Source organism: Alphaproteobacteria bacterium (genome assembly GCA_020638555.1).
Lineage (GTDB): Bacteria > Pseudomonadota > Alphaproteobacteria > Bin95 > Bin95 > JACKII01.
In genome coordinates this window covers 182433-201251 of sequence record JACKII010000004.1, presented here as the reverse complement: position 1 = coordinate 201251, position 18819 = coordinate 182433, and the positions used below count along the sequence as shown (strand labels likewise).

General features: G+C 67.9%; 17 protein-coding genes. 11 read left to right on the top strand and 6 right to left on the bottom strand.

Features of this window, described 5'->3' with window-relative positions; all coding sequences use genetic code 11:
* Window positions 1-214 precede the first annotated feature (214 nt).
* From H6844_14945 to H6844_14905, 9 genes are all read left to right on the top strand, one after another.
* On the top strand, window positions 215-718 hold the full coding sequence (locus H6844_14945) for an ureidoglycolate lyase (GenBank protein ID MCB9930697.1): 504 nt from the start codon (window positions 215-217) through the stop codon (window positions 716-718).
* Window positions 719-858: 140 nt separating this feature from the next.
* Window positions 859-1464 carry an outer-membrane lipoprotein carrier protein LolA gene (locus H6844_14940; GenBank protein MCB9930696.1) on the top strand — a complete coding sequence of 202 codons (606 nt, stop codon included), beginning with the start codon at window positions 859-861 and terminating at the stop codon, window positions 1462-1464.
* A gap of 100 nt (window positions 1465-1564) precedes the next feature.
* Window positions 1565-2983: an amidase gene (locus tag H6844_14935; protein MCB9930695.1), complete on the top strand. Its 1419-nt coding sequence runs from the start codon at window positions 1565-1567 to the stop codon at window positions 2981-2983.
* 218 nt (window positions 2984-3201) lie between these two features.
* A complete protein-coding gene (locus tag H6844_14930) occupies window positions 3202-3966 on the top strand; it encodes a phytanoyl-CoA dioxygenase family protein (protein MCB9930694.1) in 765 nt (254 codons plus the stop codon).
* A gap of 15 nt (window positions 3967-3981) precedes the next feature.
* Window positions 3982-4989: a hypothetical protein gene (locus tag H6844_14925; GenBank protein MCB9930693.1), complete on the top strand. Its 1008-nt coding sequence runs from the start codon at window positions 3982-3984 to the stop codon at window positions 4987-4989.
* Between the two features lie 253 nt (window positions 4990-5242).
* Window positions 5243-7603 (top strand): mechanosensitive ion channel, encoded by a 2361-nt coding sequence (locus tag H6844_14920; protein ID MCB9930692.1) that lies wholly within the window; start codon window positions 5243-5245, stop codon window positions 7601-7603.
* An 89-nt stretch (window positions 7604-7692) separates the two neighbouring features.
* Window positions 7693-8952 carry a Rieske 2Fe-2S domain-containing protein gene (locus H6844_14915; protein ID MCB9930691.1) on the top strand — a complete coding sequence of 420 codons (1260 nt, stop codon included), beginning with the start codon at window positions 7693-7695 and terminating at the stop codon, window positions 8950-8952.
* A gap of 218 nt (window positions 8953-9170) precedes the next feature.
* Window positions 9171-10556 carry a YcjX family protein gene (locus H6844_14910; protein MCB9930690.1) on the top strand — a complete coding sequence of 462 codons (1386 nt, stop codon included), beginning with the start codon at window positions 9171-9173 and terminating at the stop codon, window positions 10554-10556.
* The gene (locus H6844_14905; protein MCB9930689.1) at window positions 10553-11650 is read left to right on the top strand and encodes a DUF697 domain-containing protein; all 1098 of its coding nucleotides are present in this window, start codon (window positions 10553-10555) and stop codon (window positions 11648-11650) included. The genes H6844_14910 and H6844_14905 overlap by 4 nt, the downstream gene beginning before the upstream one ends.
* Window positions 11651-11997: 347 nt before the next feature.
* Here the strand turns inward: H6844_14905 and H6844_14900 are convergent, their stop codons facing one another.
* From H6844_14900 to H6844_14880, 5 genes are all read right to left on the bottom strand, one after another.
* Window positions 11998-12795 carry a class II aldolase/adducin family protein gene (locus tag H6844_14900; GenBank protein ID MCB9930688.1) on the bottom strand — a complete coding sequence of 266 codons (798 nt, stop codon included), beginning with the start codon at window positions 12793-12795 and terminating at the stop codon, window positions 11998-12000.
* Window positions 12796-12947: 152 nt separating this feature from the next.
* Entirely contained in the window at window positions 12948-13739 is a 792-nt protein-coding gene (locus tag H6844_14895; GenBank protein MCB9930687.1) for a class II aldolase/adducin family protein, read from the bottom strand.
* Between the two features lie 181 nt (window positions 13740-13920).
* Window positions 13921-14709: a class II aldolase/adducin family protein gene (locus H6844_14890; protein MCB9930686.1), complete on the bottom strand. Its 789-nt coding sequence runs from the start codon at window positions 14707-14709 to the stop codon at window positions 13921-13923.
* Between the two features lie 30 nt (window positions 14710-14739).
* Window positions 14740-15516, bottom strand: coding sequence for a class II aldolase/adducin family protein (locus tag H6844_14885; protein MCB9930685.1), 777 nt, complete (start codon window positions 15514-15516; stop codon window positions 14740-14742).
* Window positions 15517-15621: 105 nt separating this feature from the next.
* A complete protein-coding gene (locus H6844_14880) occupies window positions 15622-15903 on the bottom strand; it encodes a hypothetical protein (protein ID MCB9930684.1) in 282 nt (93 codons plus the stop codon).
* Between the two features lie 389 nt (window positions 15904-16292).
* Here H6844_14880 and H6844_14875 point away from each other — a divergent pair, with 389 nt between their 5' ends.
* Window positions 16293-17138 carry a methyltransferase gene (locus H6844_14875; GenBank protein ID MCB9930683.1) on the top strand — a complete coding sequence of 282 codons (846 nt, stop codon included), beginning with the start codon at window positions 16293-16295 and terminating at the stop codon, window positions 17136-17138.
* Window positions 17139-17292: 154 nt separating this feature from the next.
* Here H6844_14875 and H6844_14870 read toward each other — a convergent pair whose 3' ends face one another.
* Window positions 17293-18144 carry a phytanoyl-CoA dioxygenase family protein gene (locus H6844_14870; GenBank protein ID MCB9930682.1) on the bottom strand — a complete coding sequence of 284 codons (852 nt, stop codon included), beginning with the start codon at window positions 18142-18144 and terminating at the stop codon, window positions 17293-17295.
* 213 nt (window positions 18145-18357) lie between these two features.
* Here H6844_14870 and H6844_14865 point away from each other — a divergent pair, with 213 nt between their 5' ends.
* Window positions 18358-18804, top strand: coding sequence for an Hsp20 family protein (locus H6844_14865; protein MCB9930681.1), 447 nt, complete (start codon window positions 18358-18360; stop codon window positions 18802-18804).
* Window positions 18805-18819 lie beyond the last annotated feature (15 nt).

Genomic DNA, 18819 nt, shown 5'->3' with positions numbered 1-18819 from the left:
GATGATACCGGTCCCGGCGCTCGCCTCCGGCTCGGCCGGGAAACAGCGGCTGTGGATCGAAGGGGGGAAGTAACGTATCTTAGAATAGAAAATAAATGCAATTATGGTATGTTAGTAAGGATAATTAATATGATATCTCAAGATCGCCATCCGCCCGGAGGCTGTGCTATGATTCCGCTAGCGCTTTTCCCGCCCAGGCGAGTCCCACAGTCCGATGTCCCGCACCATTATCCCCCGGCCGCTCACCGCCGCGGCCTTTGCGCCGTTCGGGCGGGTGATCGAGGCCGCCGGCGATCCGAGCTTCTTCATCAACAATGGCCGCTGCGGCCGCTACCACGACCTGGCGGCGCCGCAAGTGCTGGGTGAGGGGGGCCGTATCGCGCTCAGCGTGGGCCGCAGTGCGCCGGTGACATTGCCCTATACGCTCGACCTGCTGGAGCGTCACCCGCTGGGCAGCCAGGCGTTCGTGCCGATGGCCGCCACGCCCATGCTGGTGATGGTCGCGCCAGACGACGACGGCCGGCCCGGCACACCGCTGGCCTTTGTTGGCACGGGCGGCCAGGGGGTGCAGTATCACGCCGGCACTTGGCACGGCGTGCTTGCGCCGCTGGTCGGGCCGGCCGACTTCCTGATCGTCGACCGAGTCGGCCCCGGCCATAACCTGGAAGAGTACCCGTTGCCCGAGCCCTGGCGTATCGTCGAGCCGGTCCGCCCGTGACTGTTTCGTCACCGCACCGCCCGCCATACCAAGCGGCCCGGCATCGCCAAGGGGCGCTGAAGGGGGCTGTCGCCGTGGACCGGCGGGTGCTAAGCACGGGGCCGGTGAGGGCACGGCCCCGCAGCGAACGAGGATCCCCGATGCAACGGTTATGGCGGATGATGGGCGGCGCAATGGCGCTGGCTCTGGTGGTTTCGGCCCCGGCCGACGCCCGCAAGTTCAAGGGCGAGGAGGCCGAGAAATTGGCGGTGGCGGCGGCGGATTACATTGCCGGCATCGACACGCTCACCGCCGATTTCGACTTCGTCACCGCCAGCGGCAAGACCCATGGCCATCTGTTCGTCAGCCGCGAGGTGCCGGCGATCCGCATGCAGTTCGGCGCGCCGCTGAACAATTTGCTGTTCGTCACCGGCAATGAGATTCGCGTCTACACCAAAGACGGACGGGTGATCGAGACCAGCGCCGACGGCACGCCGTTGGGGTTTCTGCTGAACCCCCATGAGAGCCTCGCGTTCAATCTGACGGTGCTGGAGGGCGAGGAGCGGGGCGACCGGGTGTTCGTGGTCTTGGCCGAGCGCGGCAATGTGAAAGGCGGGCAGGTGATCCTGCAATTCCAGCGCGAGCCGGAATGGAAGTTGATCGACTGGGGCGCGTTCGACGCCAAGGGGCAGTACACCCAGACCGTCCTCGGCCAGCAGGAATTCGGCCTGCGCCTGGACGCCATGCTGTTCGAGCCGCCCGACTAGGGCCAAGCCCGGACACCGGGCGGGTTTTCTCAGGCGACAGCGGCGTTTCGGTTTGGCTAAGCTATTGGCGAGCCAACCGTCGCTAGCTGGAGTGCGCCCGATGTCCGACGCCGACCTTTGCTTTACGCCCGCCACGCAATTGCTGCCGCTGGTGCGCTCCAAACAGCTCTCCCCGGTCGAGTTGTGTGAAGCCATTCTGGGCCACATCCAAACATTGGAGCCAAAGCTCAACGCCTTCGTCGTGCTGGATGGGGAAGGCGCCCTGGCGCAGGCGCGCGACCTGGAGGCCCGCATCACCCGCGGCGAGGCGGTGGGGCCGCTCGCCGGCATGACGGTGACGATCAAGGACCTGGCCCAGACCGCCGGCCTGCCGACGCAGCGGGGCTCGCTGTCGCTGAAGGGCAATGTTCACGACGTGGACACGCCCTTCGTCACACGGCTGAAGAATGCGGGCGCCATCGTCCTCGGCAAGACCACCACGTCCGAATTCGGCTGGAAGGGGGTGAGCCACTCGCCCCTGACCGGCATCACCCACAATCCGTGGAAGCAGGGCTATAACGCCGGCGCCTCGTCGGCCGGCGCGGGCGTCGCCGCGGCGGCGGGCTATGGGCCGTTGCATCAGGGATCGGACGGAGCCGGGTCGATCCGCATGCCCTCGCACTTCTGCGGCGTGTTCGGCCTGAAGCCCAGCTTCGGGCGCATACCCGGCTGGCCGGTGGGCAATATGGACCAGGTCAGCCACAACGGCCCGATGACCCGCACCGTCGGCGACGCGGCGCTGATGCTGAAGGTCATGTCCGGGCCGCATCCATGGGACCACTACTCGCTGGAGGCGCCGCCGGACGACTATCCGGCGCTGCTGCGCAAGGGCATCAAGGGCCTGAAGGTGGGCTATTCCCCCGACCTCGGCCATGCCCGCGTTGATCCGGAGGTGGCCGGTCTGGTCGCCGCCGGCCTCAAGGCGTTCGAGGAGCAGGGCGCCACGGTCGAGCCGGTCAGCGACGCCGAGATCGCCTTCGCCAAGGACGGGCCGGAGATGATCCGCTTCTTCTGGGCGGTGCACGAGACGGCGGGCTACGCCCATTTGCTGCCGGAATGGGAGGACAAGCTCGACCCGGGCCTGGTCGCCTGCATCAAGGCGGGGGAAGGGCACACCGCGCTGGAATACATGGCCATGCGCGCGCGCAAGCTCGCCTATATGGAATCCTGGCACCGGTTGATGGAGACATACGACCTGCTGGTGACGCCCGCGGTCTCGGTCGCGGCCTTCCCGGCCGACCGGCTGAACCCGGAGCACTGGCCGCAGCACGAATGGGACTGGGTGCAGTGGGCCGAGTTCTCCTACCCGTTCAATTTCTCGAACCAGCCGGCGGCCTCGATCCCGTGCGGCTTCACCCAGGCGGGCCTTCCGGTGGGCTTGCAGGTGGTGGGGCCGCGCTATGACGACACGCGCGTGTTGCAGGCCGCCGCGGCCTTCGAAGAAGCCCGTCCCTGGGCCGACCTGCGCCCGCCGGTGTGAGCGCCGGCGATAAACCCCGGACGGTGCGAATGAACCCCGGACGGTGCGGAGCGCCGTTGTTCCCCGGAGCTTGCGGAGCAGGCATCCGGGGCCGCTCGATCTCGCGAACACCGCGGTCGCGCGTGTTCGAAGGATGACACCGGCCCCGGATCGGCGCTCCGCACCGTCCCGGGAACACAAGATACAGTATAAGAAATTTCACAACAGCCGAGGATTCCATGCTCACCGACGCCCAGATCGCCCAGTATCACGAAGACGGCTATGTCATCCCGCAGCAATTCTCGCTCGGCGAGGACGAACTGGCCGACATCCGCGAGCGCCATGCCCGGCTCGTCGAGAAACACCCCGAATTCTACCAGTATTGCAGCCATTTGCTGGCGTTCGACCTGGCGTTTCTCAACTACGCCCGCCACCCGGCGATCCTGAAAATGGTGGAGCAGGTGATCGGGCCGGACTTCGCGCTCTGGAATTCCAGCTTCTTCGCCAAGCCGGCCGAAGGCGGCAAGCGAACGCCCTGGCATCAGGACGGCGAATACTGGCCGATCCGGCCGCTCGCCACCTGCACGGTCTGGATCGCCATCGACGACTCGACGCGGGAAAACGGCTGCCTGCGCATCATTCCCGGCAGCCACAAGGACCACCGGCTGCGCGGCCATCACACCTATGCGGGCGACGACGTCACCCTGCACCAGGAACTGAACGCCGAGGAATACGACGAGGCCAGGGCCGTCGACATGGTGCTGAAGGCGGGGCAGGTGTCGCTGCACGATGTCTACCTGCTGCATGGCTCGGAGGCGAACCACTCCGCCCGGCCGCGCCGGGGCATGACGCTGCGCTTCATGCCGACCACCAGCCTGTTCGACCGCGGCGAGGCGGCGCGCATGGCCCGCGACATGGGCATCACCGACCATTCCGACCGAACGCTTTACCTGATGGGCGGGCGCGACTTGCATGGCGGCAACGACTTTCGCATGCGCCTCTAGGCGGGGAGGGGAATCATGGCGGACGATCTTCTGTTCGGCATCCAGACCAACGGCATCATGCACGCCTTCGCCGACGGCATGCCGCCGGTGCTGGAGCGTTTCCGCATGGTCAAAGAGGCGGGGGTGTTCGACTATGTCGACAAGACCCCGGATCCGGACCAGGTCGAGGATTTCGAGACGGGCCGCGACCGCTACGGCCTGCCGGTGCGGGCGGGCGGCTGGTTCTACCAGCTCGGCAATCCCGACGACGAGAAGCTCATCGCCCACAATCTCGCGGTCGGCCAACGCATGGGCTCGCTGGTGCACAACACCCAGATCAAGCTGCGCCATGCCGACGGCCATGTGGTGACGAACGAGGAGGTCGCCGATGCCTATCTGCGCTGGAGCGAGATCGGGCAGAAATACGGGGTGCAGCCCTGTTTCGAGGTCCACGTGAACATGTGGTCGGAGGACTTCCCCCGTGTCGCCGAGGTCGGCCAGCTGGTGGAAAAGCGCGGCGCGGAGTTCAACATGACGCTCGACCACAGCCATGTGATCTTCAAGATCGACAATCCGGACGAGCAGAAAATCTTCGGCACCGACCGCAAGGTGGCGAGCGGCGAGCTGGTGCTCGATCCTTTCCGGTCGGGCAATGTGATTGCCCAATGGGTCGAGGCCGGCTGGGTGCGCCATTGCCATGCCCGTGCCGCCGTGCCCAACAACCCGAAGAACCTCACCGGTCGGCACGAGGACGGCTCGGTCGGGCGCGGCATCCAGTATCCGTTCGTGCCGCCGGCAGACGGCGAATACCACGCCCCCTGGGACGCGCGCCTGCTGGAGCCCTGGAAGGAGGGTATCCGCATCCTGATGCGCCACCGCGCCCGCGATCCGTCGGCCAAGCTCGGCCAGATCTCGACCGAGTTCATTCCCGGCCCCGACTATGGCGAGGGCTGCCGCTATTCGCTGTTCGCCCAGGCTATCGGCTGCGTCGAATGGATGCGGGCCGAATGGGCGGCGATCCGGGCTGCGGCGGGGGGAGCGTAGCGGTCCGGCCGATCCGCGCCAATCGTCCGGATGGGGCGCCGCTACCTTAGTGGCAGTTGCGAGGGCAACGGCGACCCCTTACCTTGCGGCGCAATCGGGCGCCGATTGGGCGCCTTCTCCAGGGCACGATCATGCCCGCGTCCGGTCCGGGAAGTGGGGCCGGCCCGCGAACGGCAGAGAGGCGGGGCACATCCGGTGCGCCGCCTGCCCGAAGGATCGTAGGCCCGAAGGATCATAGGACGGACATTCGATGATGTGTGCGCACCACGCACGGCATGTTGTCCCCCGCATGCTCGCTGCGATCTGTCTGCTCGGCCTGCTGCTTGCCGGCGCTATTGCCATCGGCGGAGCCTCTCCGGCTCTGGCCCAGGGCGTGCCGGGTGCGACCGCGCCGGCCGCGCCAGCCGCGCCGGCTTCGAACCTGTCGGCGGACCAGGCCAAGGCGCTCTCGCAACTGCTGAACGACCCGGCCAGCCGCGAGGCCATTGTCAAGGAGCTGGACCGCATCGCCGCCACGGCCGAAGCGGCCAAGGCGGGCACGGGTGGCGCGACTGCGGCGGCAAGCGCGGCCGCGGACGACGATTCGATCGGTCGCCAGATCGCGGAGACCACCCGGGCTGTCGCCAAGCAGGCGGTCGACCGCTCGGTCGCCTTCATGCAGCAACTCCAGAGGGCGCCCGACGCGGTCGATGCCGTCGCCAACGTGCCGGCCGAGGTCGTCTGGCAGGCGCTGGTCGACCTGTTGCTGGTCATGGTCACGACCATCGTGCTGTTCCTGGCGCTGCGGACGCTGGCCAAGCGCCTCTACCGGCGCATGGGCGCGTTGGCCGCGAGCGCGGGAATCGCACGCACCGGCGCGCTGATCCTTGGCTCGGTGGTCATCGACGCGCTGGTGGTGCTGTTGGCCTGGGCCGCGGGCTATCTGGCGGCGTTGCTGGTGTTCGGCGAGCCCGGCGAGATCGGCATTCGCCAGACCCTTTATCTCAACGCCTTCCTGGTGGTGGAACTGGCCAAGGTGGTGATGCGCGGGGTGCTGTCGCCCACATCCTCGGCCCTGCGGCTGGTGGCGATCCCGGACAAGGGTGCGCGCTTGCTTTCGGTCTGGCTCAACATCGCCATCAGCCTGGTCGGCTATGGCCAGTTGCTGATCGTCCCCATCATCAACGAAAACGTCTCGTTCTTCGCCGGCCGCGGCGTCTCCACTGTGCTGTCGCTGTTTGCGGTGGCGATCCTGATCGTTCTCGTGATCGGCAACCGGTCGGCGGTGACGCAATGGCTGCTGGGGGAACGCTCTTGGGAGCAGCGGTCCGGGGTGATCCGGTTCCTGGCTCGCAACTGGCATGTGCCGGTGTTGCTGTATCTGATCGGCCTGTTCGCCATCGTGCTGGCGCGCCCCGGCGGCATTCTCATCCCGCTGCTGGTGGCTTCGGCCAAGGTGTTCGGCCTGGTGGTCGCGGGCGTTGTGCTCAACACCTTGCTGCGGCGGTTGATGCGGCGGGGCGTGCGCCTGCCGCCGTCGGTGCACAGCCGCCTGCCGTTGTTGGAGCAGCGCCTGAACGGTTTTGTGCCGCACGCGCTGATTTTCGTCCGCGTCGTCATCACCGCGGCCATCCTGGCGTTCAGCTTGCAGTTGATTGGCTTCCTGGATTTCGACGCCTGGCTGAACAGCCCGTTCGGCGTGCGCTTTACCGGGACGCTGGTCAGTGTGGCGCTGATCGCCTTTGGCGCGTTCCTGGTCTGGCTGGCGCTGTCGTCCTGGGTCGAATACCGGCTGAACCCCGACTACGGCTCGGTGCCGACCTCGCGCGAGCGCACCCTGCTGTCGCTGCTGCGCAATGCGGCGACGATCCTGCTGCTGGTCATCACGCTGATGTTCGTGCTGTCGGAAATGGGCATCGACATCGCCCCGCTGATCGCGTCCGCCGGCGTGTTCGGCCTCGCCATCGGTTTCGGCGCGCAGAAGCTGGTGCAGGACATCATCACCGGCGTGTTCATCCAGTTCGAGAACGCGATCAATGTCGGCGATGTTGTGTCCGTCGGCGGCACCACCGGCGTGGTCGAGCGGCTGACCATTCGCTCGGTTTCGCTGCGCGACCTCCAGGGGATCTACCACATCATCCCGTTCTCGTCTGTCGATATGGTCTCCAACTACATGCGCGGCTTTACCTTCTATGTCTGCGACATGGGCATTGCCTACCGCGAGAGCGTCGACGAGGCAAAGCAAGCCATGTTCGACGCCTTTGCCGAACTGCGTGCCAATCCGGACTATGGCAAGGACATTCTCGAAGACTTGCAATGGCAGGGCCTGCATGCCTTCGGCGACAGTGCCATCATCCTGCGCGTCAGGATAAAATGCGTCGGGGGTCGGCATCTGGTCGTCGGGCGGGCCTATAACGAGATCCTGAAGCGCGTGTTCGACGAACGCGATATCGAGATCCCGTTCCCGCACCAGACCGTCTATTTCGGCATCGACAAAAAGGGCAACGCACCGCCTCTGCATGTGGTGCGCGACCGCCGCCCCGATGCCAGTCCGGGCAAGCCGGAGCCGCAACCGCATGCCGAGCCCGAGCCGGAAACCATACGCGAGGGGGAGGGGCCGGCGCCCTCGGTCTGAGCGCGGGCGGGACACAACGTCTTTGCAGCGGCGGGCGGGCTCGCCATACTCGGGTCTCGAAATTCGGACCGGGAGGAGGGCCGCCCGCCATGCTGTCACGCGAAGACAACGACCTGCTGACCCAGGTCGGCCCCGATACGCCCATGGGCACGCTCATGCGCCGCTTCTGGATGCCGGTGCTGCTTGCCCGCGAGATCGCGGAGCCGGACTGCACGCCGGTGCGGGTGCGCCTGCTGGGCGAGCCGCTGATCGCCTTCCGCGATACCGAGGGCCGGGTCGGCGTCGTCGACGAGCACTGCCCGCATCGCCTCTCCAGCCTGTTTTTCGGCCGCAACGAGGACTGCGGTATCCGCTGCCTCTACCACGGCTGGAAATTCGACGTGGACGGCAATTGCGTCGACATGCCGTCGGAGCCGCCGGACAGCAATTTCCGCACCAAGGTCCGGCTCAAAGCCTATCCGGTGCGCGAACTGGGTGGCGTCGTCTGGGCCTATATGGGCCCGCCGGAGCGGATGGGCGAGCCGCCCCGTTTCGAATGGATGGACCTGCCGGCCGAGCAGCAATACGCCAGCCGCTGGGTGCAGGACTGCAACTATGCCCAGTGCGTCGAGGGCGAGATCGACTCGGCCCATGTCAGCTTCCTGCACTCGCTGGTCAACAAGACCACGGAGCAGAAAACGGCGCTGACCGGCGCCTATTTTGCCGGCGACCGCGCGCCGAAATGGAAGGTGGTCGACACCGACTACGGCATGGTGCTCGGCGCGCGCCGGCAGACCGATGACGGCCGCTATTACTGGCGCATGAACCAGTGGTATCTCCCGTTCTACACCATGATCGCGCCGGTGCCGGGCGAGGCGCGGTCGTTCCGCATGTGGGTGCCGTCCGACGACACCCATTGCTCGATCCTCTGCGTCTCCTACCGCACCGACGGGCCGGTCTCCGAGGACGAGGTGCAACGCTGGGAACGGGGCGAGGCGCAGCACGCCGCCCGCATCCCCGGCACGCTGACGCCGGTCGCCAACGCCGGCAACGACTATCTGATCGACCGCGAGGTGCAGCGCACCCAGACCTTCAGCGGCATCGCTGGCATCCGGGCCCAGGACGCGGCCATGGTCGAGAGCGCCGGCCCCATCTCGGACCGCACGCGCGAACATCTGGGCACGTCGGACACCGCGGTGATCCGCATGCGCCGGCTGCTGCTGGGCGCGGCCAAGGCGTTGCAGGCAGGCGAGGAGCCGGCGGCGGCGCAGGGCGGCGGGCTTTACGGCGTGCGCTCGCACTCGGTGGTGATCGACGCCGACGGCGACTTCGACGCCTATCCGGAGATCATGGAGGCCATGCGGGTCTGAACCCCGGAGCGCCGATATTCCCCGGGCGCGGCGAAGCCGAGACCCGGGGCCGGCGTCATCCTTCGAACACCGTCGCCGCCGGTGTTCGCGAGAGCGACCGGTCCCGGCCCACCGCTCTGCGGCGGCCGGGAGACATCTGCGCCCGATAAGCCCTCCAACCGCCCGCGCTGCTAATCGCGCGTATCGCAACCCGAAGAGCCACGCCCCATATCCCGCCCATGACAGACATTGTTCATCAAGTTGAGGACTGGCTTGCGGAAGCCGGCGAGGTCCTGGATCGGCGCGTGCGCCTGGGGGTGACCGGCCTGTCGCGGGCCGGCAAGTCCGTGTTCATTGCTGCCCTTGTGCACCATCTGCTGCACCCGACCCGCCTCGGCCGTCTCTCGGTGATCGCCGAGGACAGGTTCGACACCGCACTGCTGCGGCCGATGCCCGGCGGCTCGGTGCCGCGTTTCGGCTATGAGGCGGCGATGCAGGACCTGATCGGCAGCGTCGACCGGCCACCGCGCTGGCCGGACAGCACCCGGGCCGTCAGCGAGCTGCGCCTTTCCATCCGCTTCCGCTCGCCGCTGATGTTCGGCTTCGAACGCGACCGCACCCTGCACCTCGATATCGTCGACTATCCGGGGGAATGGCTGCTGGATCTGCCCTTGCTGGGTCTCGACTACGCCCAGTGGTCCAGGCAGGCGGTGGCGCAGGCGCGCACCGGCGGGCGTGAGCGGCTGGCCGGGGAGTGGTTGGAACTGGTCGGCGCGCTCGACCCCGCCGGGCCGGTGGACGAGACCGCGGTGATCCGCGCCGCCGCCGCCTATCACGCCTATCTCCAGGCGGCGCGCCACGCGCCGGAGCGCTATTCGGTGCTGCAACCGGGCCGGTTCCTGTTGCCGGGCGAGATGGCCGGAGCGCCGGCCCTGACCTTCTTCCCGCTGCCGGACCTGCCGGCGCGCGCCGAGCGCGGCAGCATTGCCCGCCTGATGGCCGACCGGTTCGAATCCTACAAGCGCGAGATCGCCCGCCCCTTCTTCGAGGACCACCTGCAACGCATCGACCGCCAGGTGGTGCTGGTCGACCTGCTGGAGCATCTGGCGGCGGGGCAGGAAAGCCTCGCCGATCTGAAAACCGCCATCGAGGGCACGCTGGGCGCCTTCCGCCATGGCGAGGGCTCGTGGCTGTCGCTGCTGTTCGGCCGGCGCATCAGCCGGGTGCTGTTCGCCGCCACCAAGGCCGATCACCTGCCCGCCGCCGACCACGCCCAGCTCGCCGCCTTGCTGGAGGCGCTGGTGGGTGAGACCGGCCGGCGCCTGTCCTTTGCCGGCGCCCGCATCCGCACCGAGGCGCTGGCGGCGTTGCGCGTCACCCAGGAAATCGAGGTCGAAACGCCGTCCGGCCGCTGGCCGGGCCTGGCCGGATTGCCGCTGGACAGCGACCGGGTCGAGGAGGTGCTGCCCGGCAGCCTGCCGGCCTCGCTGGCGGAGGCGGGCGGCGACCGTCTGGTGCCCGTCGCCTTCCGGCCGATGCCGGGCACGGTGCGGCCGGATCGCGGTCCGCCGTCGCTGCGCATGGACCGCGCCGTTGAATTCCTGCTGGGAGACATGCTGGCATGAGCGACGCCCGACCGGGATCGCCCGGCCCCTATCGCCGCGCCGCCGCAGCGCGACCGTCGGCAGAAACCGCCGCCGACCCGGCAGAGCGCCCCACCGAGCGCCGCGCCGCCGCCGATCCGGAGGCCTATCGCTGGCCGGAGGACGGGCGCGACGCCGAGGACCGGGCCGAGGCGGAGGCCACCGTCGCCGCCACGCTGGCGCCGCAACGGCTTAGCCGGGGCGGGTCGTGGCTCTGGCGGCTGGTGCTGGCCGGGCTGGGCCTGGGGCTTGCCGCCGTGCTGGCCTGGCTGGTGGACAGCGCCCTGTCGGTGGCCGGCACCGGCTCGCCGCTGGCCTTGCTGACCGCCGCCTCGCTGGCCTTGATCGCGCTGGGCATAGCCGGCTTGATCGGGCGCGAGGTGCTGACGCTGTCCCGCATCCGCGGCCGTTCCCGCCTGCGCGCGGCGGTGGAACGGGCCGAGGGCGGCACCGACAGCGCCGCCACGGAGGCCGCGTTGCGCCAACTCGAAGCCTTGCACGCGGCCCGTCCCGACCTTGCCTGGGCGCTGACCCGCTACCGCGAGGCGCGGGAGGACATTCCCGATGCCGCCGACCGGCTGGCGCTCTACGAGCAGACGGTGGTGGCACCGCTCGACCGGGCCGCGGTCGCCGAAATCCGCACCATTGCCCGCCGCGCCGCCGTGCTGACCGCGATCAGCCACAATCCGGTGCTGGACGCGGTCGCGGTGCTGTGGCTTTGCCTCAGCGTCGTCCGCCGCGTGGCGGAGGTGCAGGGCCTGCGCCCCGGCCTGCTGGCCAGCGGCACCCTGTTCCGCCGTACCTTGGTGGCGCTGGTGGCGGCGGTGGGCATGGACACGATCGGCCAGTTCGCGCCGGAGGCCATTGCCGGCGGCCTGGTGCGGGGTGTCGCCAAACGCGTGGGCGAGGGGGCGGTGAACGCCCTGCTCACCATCCGCGTCGGCCTGGCCGCCCTGGAGGCGTGCCGGCCGATGCCCTTCAACGCCACCCCGCGCCCCAGCACCGCCGGCCTGGCGCAACAGGTGCTGGGCCGCAGTCGCGAGGACCGTCAGGGTCGCGACGATCCATCGGACTGATCCGGCCTGTTTCCCGGCCGAGCCGGAGGCGAGCGCCGGGACCGGTGTCCTCCTTCGAACACCGCGTTCGCCCGTGTTCGCACGACGACACCGGCCTCGGACCGGCGCTCCGCACTGTCCGGGGTATGGGGCTTGTCGGAAGCGCGCCTCTCATCTCTTCTCACCGCCCCGCGCTTGACGCGGGGGCCATGCCTGAGTGTTTCCCCCAAAGTCCGGACTCTGGGAGCAGCGCCCAGGCATGGGCTCCCGCCTGCGCGGGAGAGGTGGGGAGGGGAGGCGGGGTGCGTGTCTGACTGCCGCTGGCCTGTGCTGGTGCTCCTTCGCGCCGGACTCAATGACCGGTCCGTCTAAGTGGCGTAGTCCGGCTCTTCCGCGTCCAGGCGGCGCAGCTGGGTCGGCCAGTCGCGGCTGACCGTGTCCTTGCCGTGGCGGGCCTCGACCTTGTCGCTGGTTTCCTGCGCCACGGCCTCCGGCACGAACACCAGCGGCCGGCCGGAGGCGTTGGCCATGGCCATGGCCTGCAACTGCGCCTCGCAGGATTTCTCCAGCGCGAACAGGTTGCGCCAGGTCTCGGGCACGCTGCGGCCGCAGCACATCAGGCCGTGATTGCGCAGCACGATATTGTTGTTCGTGCCGAGGTCGGCGACGATGCGCTCCCGCTCGTCCAGATTGGTCGCCGGCCCCTCATAGTCGTGATAGCTGAGCCGGTTGTAAAAGCGCAGCACGTGCTGGGTCAGCGGCAACACCCCGTCTTGCAGGCACGAGACCGCCATGCCGGCCACGGTGTGGGTGTGCGCGGCGCAGATCAGGTCGTGCCGGGCCATGTGCACCGACGAGTGGATGGTGAAGCCGGCGGCGTTGACCCCGTGGCCGCCGGCGTCCAGCAGCACCTCGCCGTCCACGTCCACCTTCACCAGCGAGGACGCGGTGATCTCGGCGAACATCATGCCGAACGGGTTCAGCAGGAAATGGTCGTCCGGCCCCGGCACCCGGGCGGAGAAGTGCGTGCCGCCCAGGTCGGTATAGCCGTGCCGCGCGGCGAGGCGATAGAGCGCCGCCAGTTCGACCCGGATCTCCCATTCCTCCGGCGAGACCTGGTCCTTGACGGAGGGTGCGGGGTCGATGTCGAGATAGTCGAGGGGCATGGGATTCGGTCTCCGTTTCTTGGGTCGCCGTCATTGCGAGAAGCCGCAGGCGGCGACGCAATCCAGTTTGGCGTTCGAGCGTGGTGGAGCCTTCGGTCTGGATTGCTTCGCCCCGGATCGGGGCTCGCAATGACGCCTGATGGCGGGGGCGATCAGTGCAAAAAGCTGGGATCGGCCTTTTTTAGCAGCCGGAGGGAGCTTTCCCAGCCGTCCAGCTTGCTGCCGCCCTGCTTGTTGTGTTTCAGCGTGCGCTGGAATTGCCGGTAGGTGCTTTCCTTGATGTCGTCGGACAGCTCGACAATGGCGCCGCCGGCGGCTTCCAGCGCCACCTGCACCTGGCAGCATTTCTCCAGATTGTAGAGCAGCGCCCAGGCGCCGCGGATGGTGCGGCCGCAGGTCAGAAGCCCGTGGTTTTCCAGCACCATGGCATCGTTCTCGCCCAGGTCCCGTTGCAGCCGTGCGCATTCTTCGGGGTCGTCGGCAATGCCCTCATAGGGGTGGTAGGACAGCGCGTTGTGGAAGCGCAGCGCCTTTTGATGCACTGGGCGCAGTGTGCCCTGCACGGCCGAGAGCGCCATGCCGGAGACCGTATGGGTGTGCGCGGCGCAGACCACATCCTCGCGCCCGGCGAGCACGGCGGAATGGATGGTGAAGCCGGCCGCGTTCACCGGATAGGCGCTCTCATGCAGCACCTGGCCGTCGAAATCCACCTTCACCAGGCTGGAGGCGGTGATCTCGTCGAACAGCAGGCCATAGGGGTTCAGCAGAAAGTGCTTGCCGTCCGTTCCCGGCACCCGGGCGGAGATGTGGGTGCCGACCAGATCGTCCCAGCCATGCTGGGCGACCAGACGGTAAAAGGCCGCGAGTTCGACCCGCGTCTCCCATTCCTCGGGGCTGACCTTGCCCTTCAGGCTGGGCACGGTGGCAACGGCGGTGGCGGGCATGGTGAGGCTTCCTCTTTCTGGTTCACCTGTTCGACATCGCTTCGAGCCCCCACTTGTCGTCATTGCGAGAAGCGAAGCGACGAAGCAATCCAGTCGTTGCATCCGGAGCCTGTTGCCGGATTGCTTCGCCCCGGACCCGAGTCCGGGACTCGCAATGACGGCGGTCGGGCGATGTCCGGGGTCAATGCCGGTAGCTGTCGTCCGTCTCGTCCAGCATGCGCAGATAGGCTTCCCAATCGAAATTGGTCCTGCCCTCGGCGGCGTTCTGGAAGTTGCGGCTCATGCTCTCGACGGTCTTGTCGGCGACTTCCGGCGGCATGACCACCACGTCCTTGCCCATCGCGCGCGCCGCGGCCATGGCTTCGAGCTGCGTGCGGCAGATGCGTTCCAGCTGGTAAATCATCACCCAGGCGGCGGGGATGGTCGGGCCGGCGACCAGCAGGCCGTGGTTTTGCAGGATCAGGCCGCGATGGCTGCCCAGGTCGCGCACGATCCGCTCGCGCTCGTCCAGATTGGTGCTGATGCCTTCCCAGGCGTGATAGCCGATATGCTTGTAGAAATAGCCGGCGGTCTGGCTGATCGGCAGCAATTCGGTCTCGACGCTGGCAAAGGCCATGCCGGCGGCCGTATGGGTGTGGACGACGCACTGCACGTCCGGCCGGGCCATGTGCACGGCGGAATGGATGGTGAAGCCGGCCGGGTTCACGGGGAACGGGCTCTCCATCGCCTTTTCGCCGTTCATGTCCACCTTGACCAGGTTGGACGCGGTGACTTCCTCGTACATCAGGCCATAGGGGTTGATGAGGAAGTGATCCTCCGGCCCCGGCACACGGGCGGAAATATGGGTGGCGGCCAAGTCGGTCATGCCCTCATGGGCGACGAGGCGGTAGAGGGCGGCCAGATCGACGCGAGTCTGCCACTCGGCATCGCTGACTTGCTCGCGCACGCCCGTCCGGGTCGGCACGCTCATTGCGGTCACGCTCATGGTTCGGCGCCTTCCTCAATGCTTCCAGGTCGGATCGGCGCGGTCGAGCAGGCGCAACTGGCTTTCCCAGCCGTCCTGGCGGTAGGTGTCGTCGCCCTTGTCCCATTGGGCGGCCACCTTCTCGCAGGCGTCCTTGGGCGGCAGGCGCAGCGGCGCGCCGGAGGCCATAGCCAGCAATTGCGCCTGCATGGTCTTTTCCAGCGTGTAAAGGCGCGTCCAGCACTGCCGCACCGAGCCGGCGCAGACCATGATGCCGTGGTTTTGCAGGATCATGGTGTGGTTGTCGCTGCCGAAGTCGGCAATGATGCGCTCGCGCTCGTCCAGGTCCAGCGCCGGGCCTTCGAAGCCGTGATAGGCGGTGCGGCCATAAAAGCGCATGGATTTCTGCGTCAGCGGCAGCAGCCCTTCCTCCAGCGCCGAGACCGCCATGCCCGCGGGCGTGTGCGTGTGCGCGGCCACCTTCAGGTCGTGGCGGGCCATGTGCACCGCGGAATGGATGGTGAAGCCGGCGGCGTTCACGCTGTGGCCGTTGTCCAGCAGGATATTGCCGTCCACGTCGATCTTGACGAGGCTGGACGCCGTCACCTGATCGAAGCGCAAGCCATAGGGGTTCAGCAGGAACACGTCCGCATCGCCCGGCACGCGCGCCGAGAAATGGGTGTAGGTCAGGTCGGTCATGCCGTGCTTGGCGGCGAGCCGGTACAGCGCGGCAAGGTCGAGACGCAGTTGCCACTCTTCGGCACTGACCTGATCCTTAACCGAAGGCGTATTGCGCAGGGCGGCAGCGGTCATGGCATGAAGATCCCGTCGGTTGGTGCAATTGCGTTGCAGTCTACACGCATCCCGCAGGCGTTGCCAATCGCCGCAGTGGGTCCTTGGGCCGGGTTGTCGGTCCGGTCAGCGGCGGCCGCGACGGGTGTGGGGGCCCTGGGCCTTCAGGTCTTCCAGGCTGGGCCATGCCGGCTCGTCCGGCTGCGGTTCGGTCTTGGTCCGCGCCTCCGCTTCGGCTTTCGCCTTAGCTTCGGCCCGCGCCGCCTCTTCGCGCTCCGGCGCCAGGGCGCCCCGGATCATCTCGTCGATGGCCATGCCGTAGACCTCGTAGCGCACGCGTTCGTCCGGCCTGGCTGGGCTTTCCTGGCTCGTGGTGGTGCGCTTTCCGGTCGTTCGGTCCCGGGTCATGGTCGTTCCGCCTCGTTCGGCTCCGCTCTGACGGTCATCGTTCTTATCTAGGTATCGCCGGCGGTCCTGGGAAGCCCCTGCTCCCTTGATGAGGCGGAGCGTCGGGCCGGCGTCGGCGTGGGAACACGGGCAGCGGCGGTGTTCGAAGGATGAGGCCGGTCCCGGCGCTCGCCTCCGGCTCGGCCGGGAAACGCCGAGGGGATGCCAACAGGACCTCTCAGACCTCCATTTATTGGCCCGGGGAATAAGGCGGCGACGGACACAACCTGTCGCACTTTCGCGCCGGGCGCAAAGCTCCTCGCGAAAGGATGGCAAGCTTTGCGTGTTCACAGCATGGGGGGAACCGCCTATGTCTGCTCCAACACGTTTCATGCACCGGAGTTCCTCTCATGACCTCTGCCGCCCTCGCCGAGCGCCCGGCTGCGACCACCCGCGCCGCGCTCACCTACATCATCCGCCAGGACGAGAAGCCTTACTTCCTCAGTTCCGCCCTGACCGGCGGCGAACCGGAAGTGCATTTCCGCACCGAGCAGCACACCGTCCCCGTGCGCGACCTGCGCCCGATCGGCGCCGATGTCGACCGTGAGGGCTTCGAACTGCTGCGCGAGCCGACGGCCATCCGGGACTTCTACGACGCCGATCTGGTCGACGTGGCCTACAATGCGGAGGTCGTTGCCCTGTTGAAACGGCGTTTCGGCGCCTCCGCCGTCTATATTTTCGACCACACCCGCCGCTCGGATAGCGGCACGGGGGCGAAAAATCCGGACGGCCTGCGCGGCCCCGCGACCCGCGTCCATTGCGACTACACCGACAAGAGCGGCCCGCAGCGCGCCAGGGACGCCATGGGCGCGGCGGAGTATGACCGGGTGCTGGCGGCGGGGGGCCGCGTGGTGCAGATCAATGTCTGGCGGCCGATCACCGGCCCGGTGCGCCGCGCGCCGCTGGCGCTTGCCGCCGCCAACAGCGTGCCGAAGGCGGACCTGATCGCCACGGACCAGCGCTTTCCGGACCGTACCGGCGAGATCTACCAGCTCGCCTATGCCGAGGGCCATGACTGGTATTACGCGCCGCTCATGACCCCGGACGAGGTGCTGCTGATCAAGGGCTGGGACAGCGCCGACGGCCGCGCCAAATACACGCCGCACGGCGCCTTCCAACTGCCGGACCAGGACCCGAGCGCGCCGCCCCGCGAGAGCATCGAAACCCGCACCTTCCTGGTGATCGAGCCCGCCTGAGGCCAGCAACACCATCATCCCGTATCCCTGAGCCCGCAGCGCGGGCATCCGGGATCGCTATCGGCATCCGAACACCGCCGCCGGTGTTCGTTGAAGGATACCGGCCCCGGCTCGCCGCTCCGCAGCGGCCGGGGAACACCGCGCGCCGACCGGCTCACCGCATGGCGGCGTATTCGACCGTCTTGGTGATCCGCGCCGCTGCATCCTGCCGGGCGCGAAACCGTTTCATCAGCCGTTCGTGATTGGCATAGGCTTCCGGGCTCAACTCCGCCCCCACGCGCTCTTCCGCTGCGAAATGGCGGAAGCGGTCCTCGCCGCGCACCAGCATGGCCGAGCCCGGCGTCTCGCCCACGTCGCGCACCCGCGTCGGGATATAGCTGATGCCGAAGCCCATGCGCCGGTCCGTGGCGGCGTTCGGGTGCGAGCAGTGCACCAGCTTGGTGTGGTGCAGGCTCATCTCGCCCGCCTTCAGCGGCATCGGCACACCCTGTTCGCCCTCGAACTGCCCATAGATCGCCTGCCCGCGCAGGATCAGGTTGTTGGGGCTGGTATCGTCGTCGTGGCGGTGCCAGTCGTCCCGGTGCGTGCCCGGCAACACGCGCATGCAGCCCGCTTCCTCGCTGGCGTCCGACAGCGCCACCCAGGCGGTCACGTGCTCGGCCGGGTCCAGGTAGAAATAGGTGCCGTCCTGGTGCCACGCGATGTATTGCGGCGTGCCAGGGTCCTTGATCCACATGGTGGTGTGATAGACCAGGATGTCCGGGCCGATCAGGTCCTCGACCGCGTCCAGGATCGCCGGGTGGCGGATAAGCCGGTCGGCCCAGTCGAACAGCAGATAGGACTTGGATTTCTCCGGATAGTCGAGCGTGCGGCCGGTACGGGCCTCGAACGCCTCGATGGCGGCGCGGGCGTCGCGCACCTCCGCCGGGGTCAGCACCGGCACCGGGCAGGCGAAGCCCCGGCTTTCGTAGTCCTGAACCTGTTCTGCGGTCAGCCGTTTCGGCATGGGCGGTCTCCCGAACGGGCAGCGGCGCGACACCGCGCCGGAGAATGCTGCACCGCAGCTTGCCCGTTGACGCGGGCGTTCGCAATCCTATCTCCTATGGGTACGGGCCAGCTCTGAGGAGAGGCCGGTGGTGCGGCGCCGCATGGGGCGGGCCGCGCGGACGATGCGGCTTCCGGTGCGCCCGGAAGGCCGCCGCTTTTAGGAGATACGCCATTGTCCCGGGTATCTTTGTTCAACAGCCCGCTTTTGCTGGGATTCGACCATATCGAGCGCGTGCTCGACAGTGTCAGCAAGGCATCGGCGGACGGGTATCCCCCCTACAATATCGAGCAGATCAGCGAGACCGCGTTGCGCATCACGCTGGCGGTGGCCGGCTTTGCCGAGGATGAGCTCTCCATCACGGTGGAGGACAACCAACTCATCATCCGCGGCCGCCAGGCAGAGGACGAGCGCGAGCGCGTTTTCCTGCACCGCGGCATTGCCGGGCGCCAGTTCCAGCGGCGCTTCGTCATGGCAGAAGGCATCGAGGTGGCCGGGGCCACGATGGAACTCGGCCTGCTGCACATCGATCTCTACCGGCCCGAGCCGGCGGTCCGCTCGCGGACGATCGAGATCCAGAACGGCGCCCGCGCCGGGCGCCCTCACACCGTCGATTTGTAACAGGGGAGAGTATCG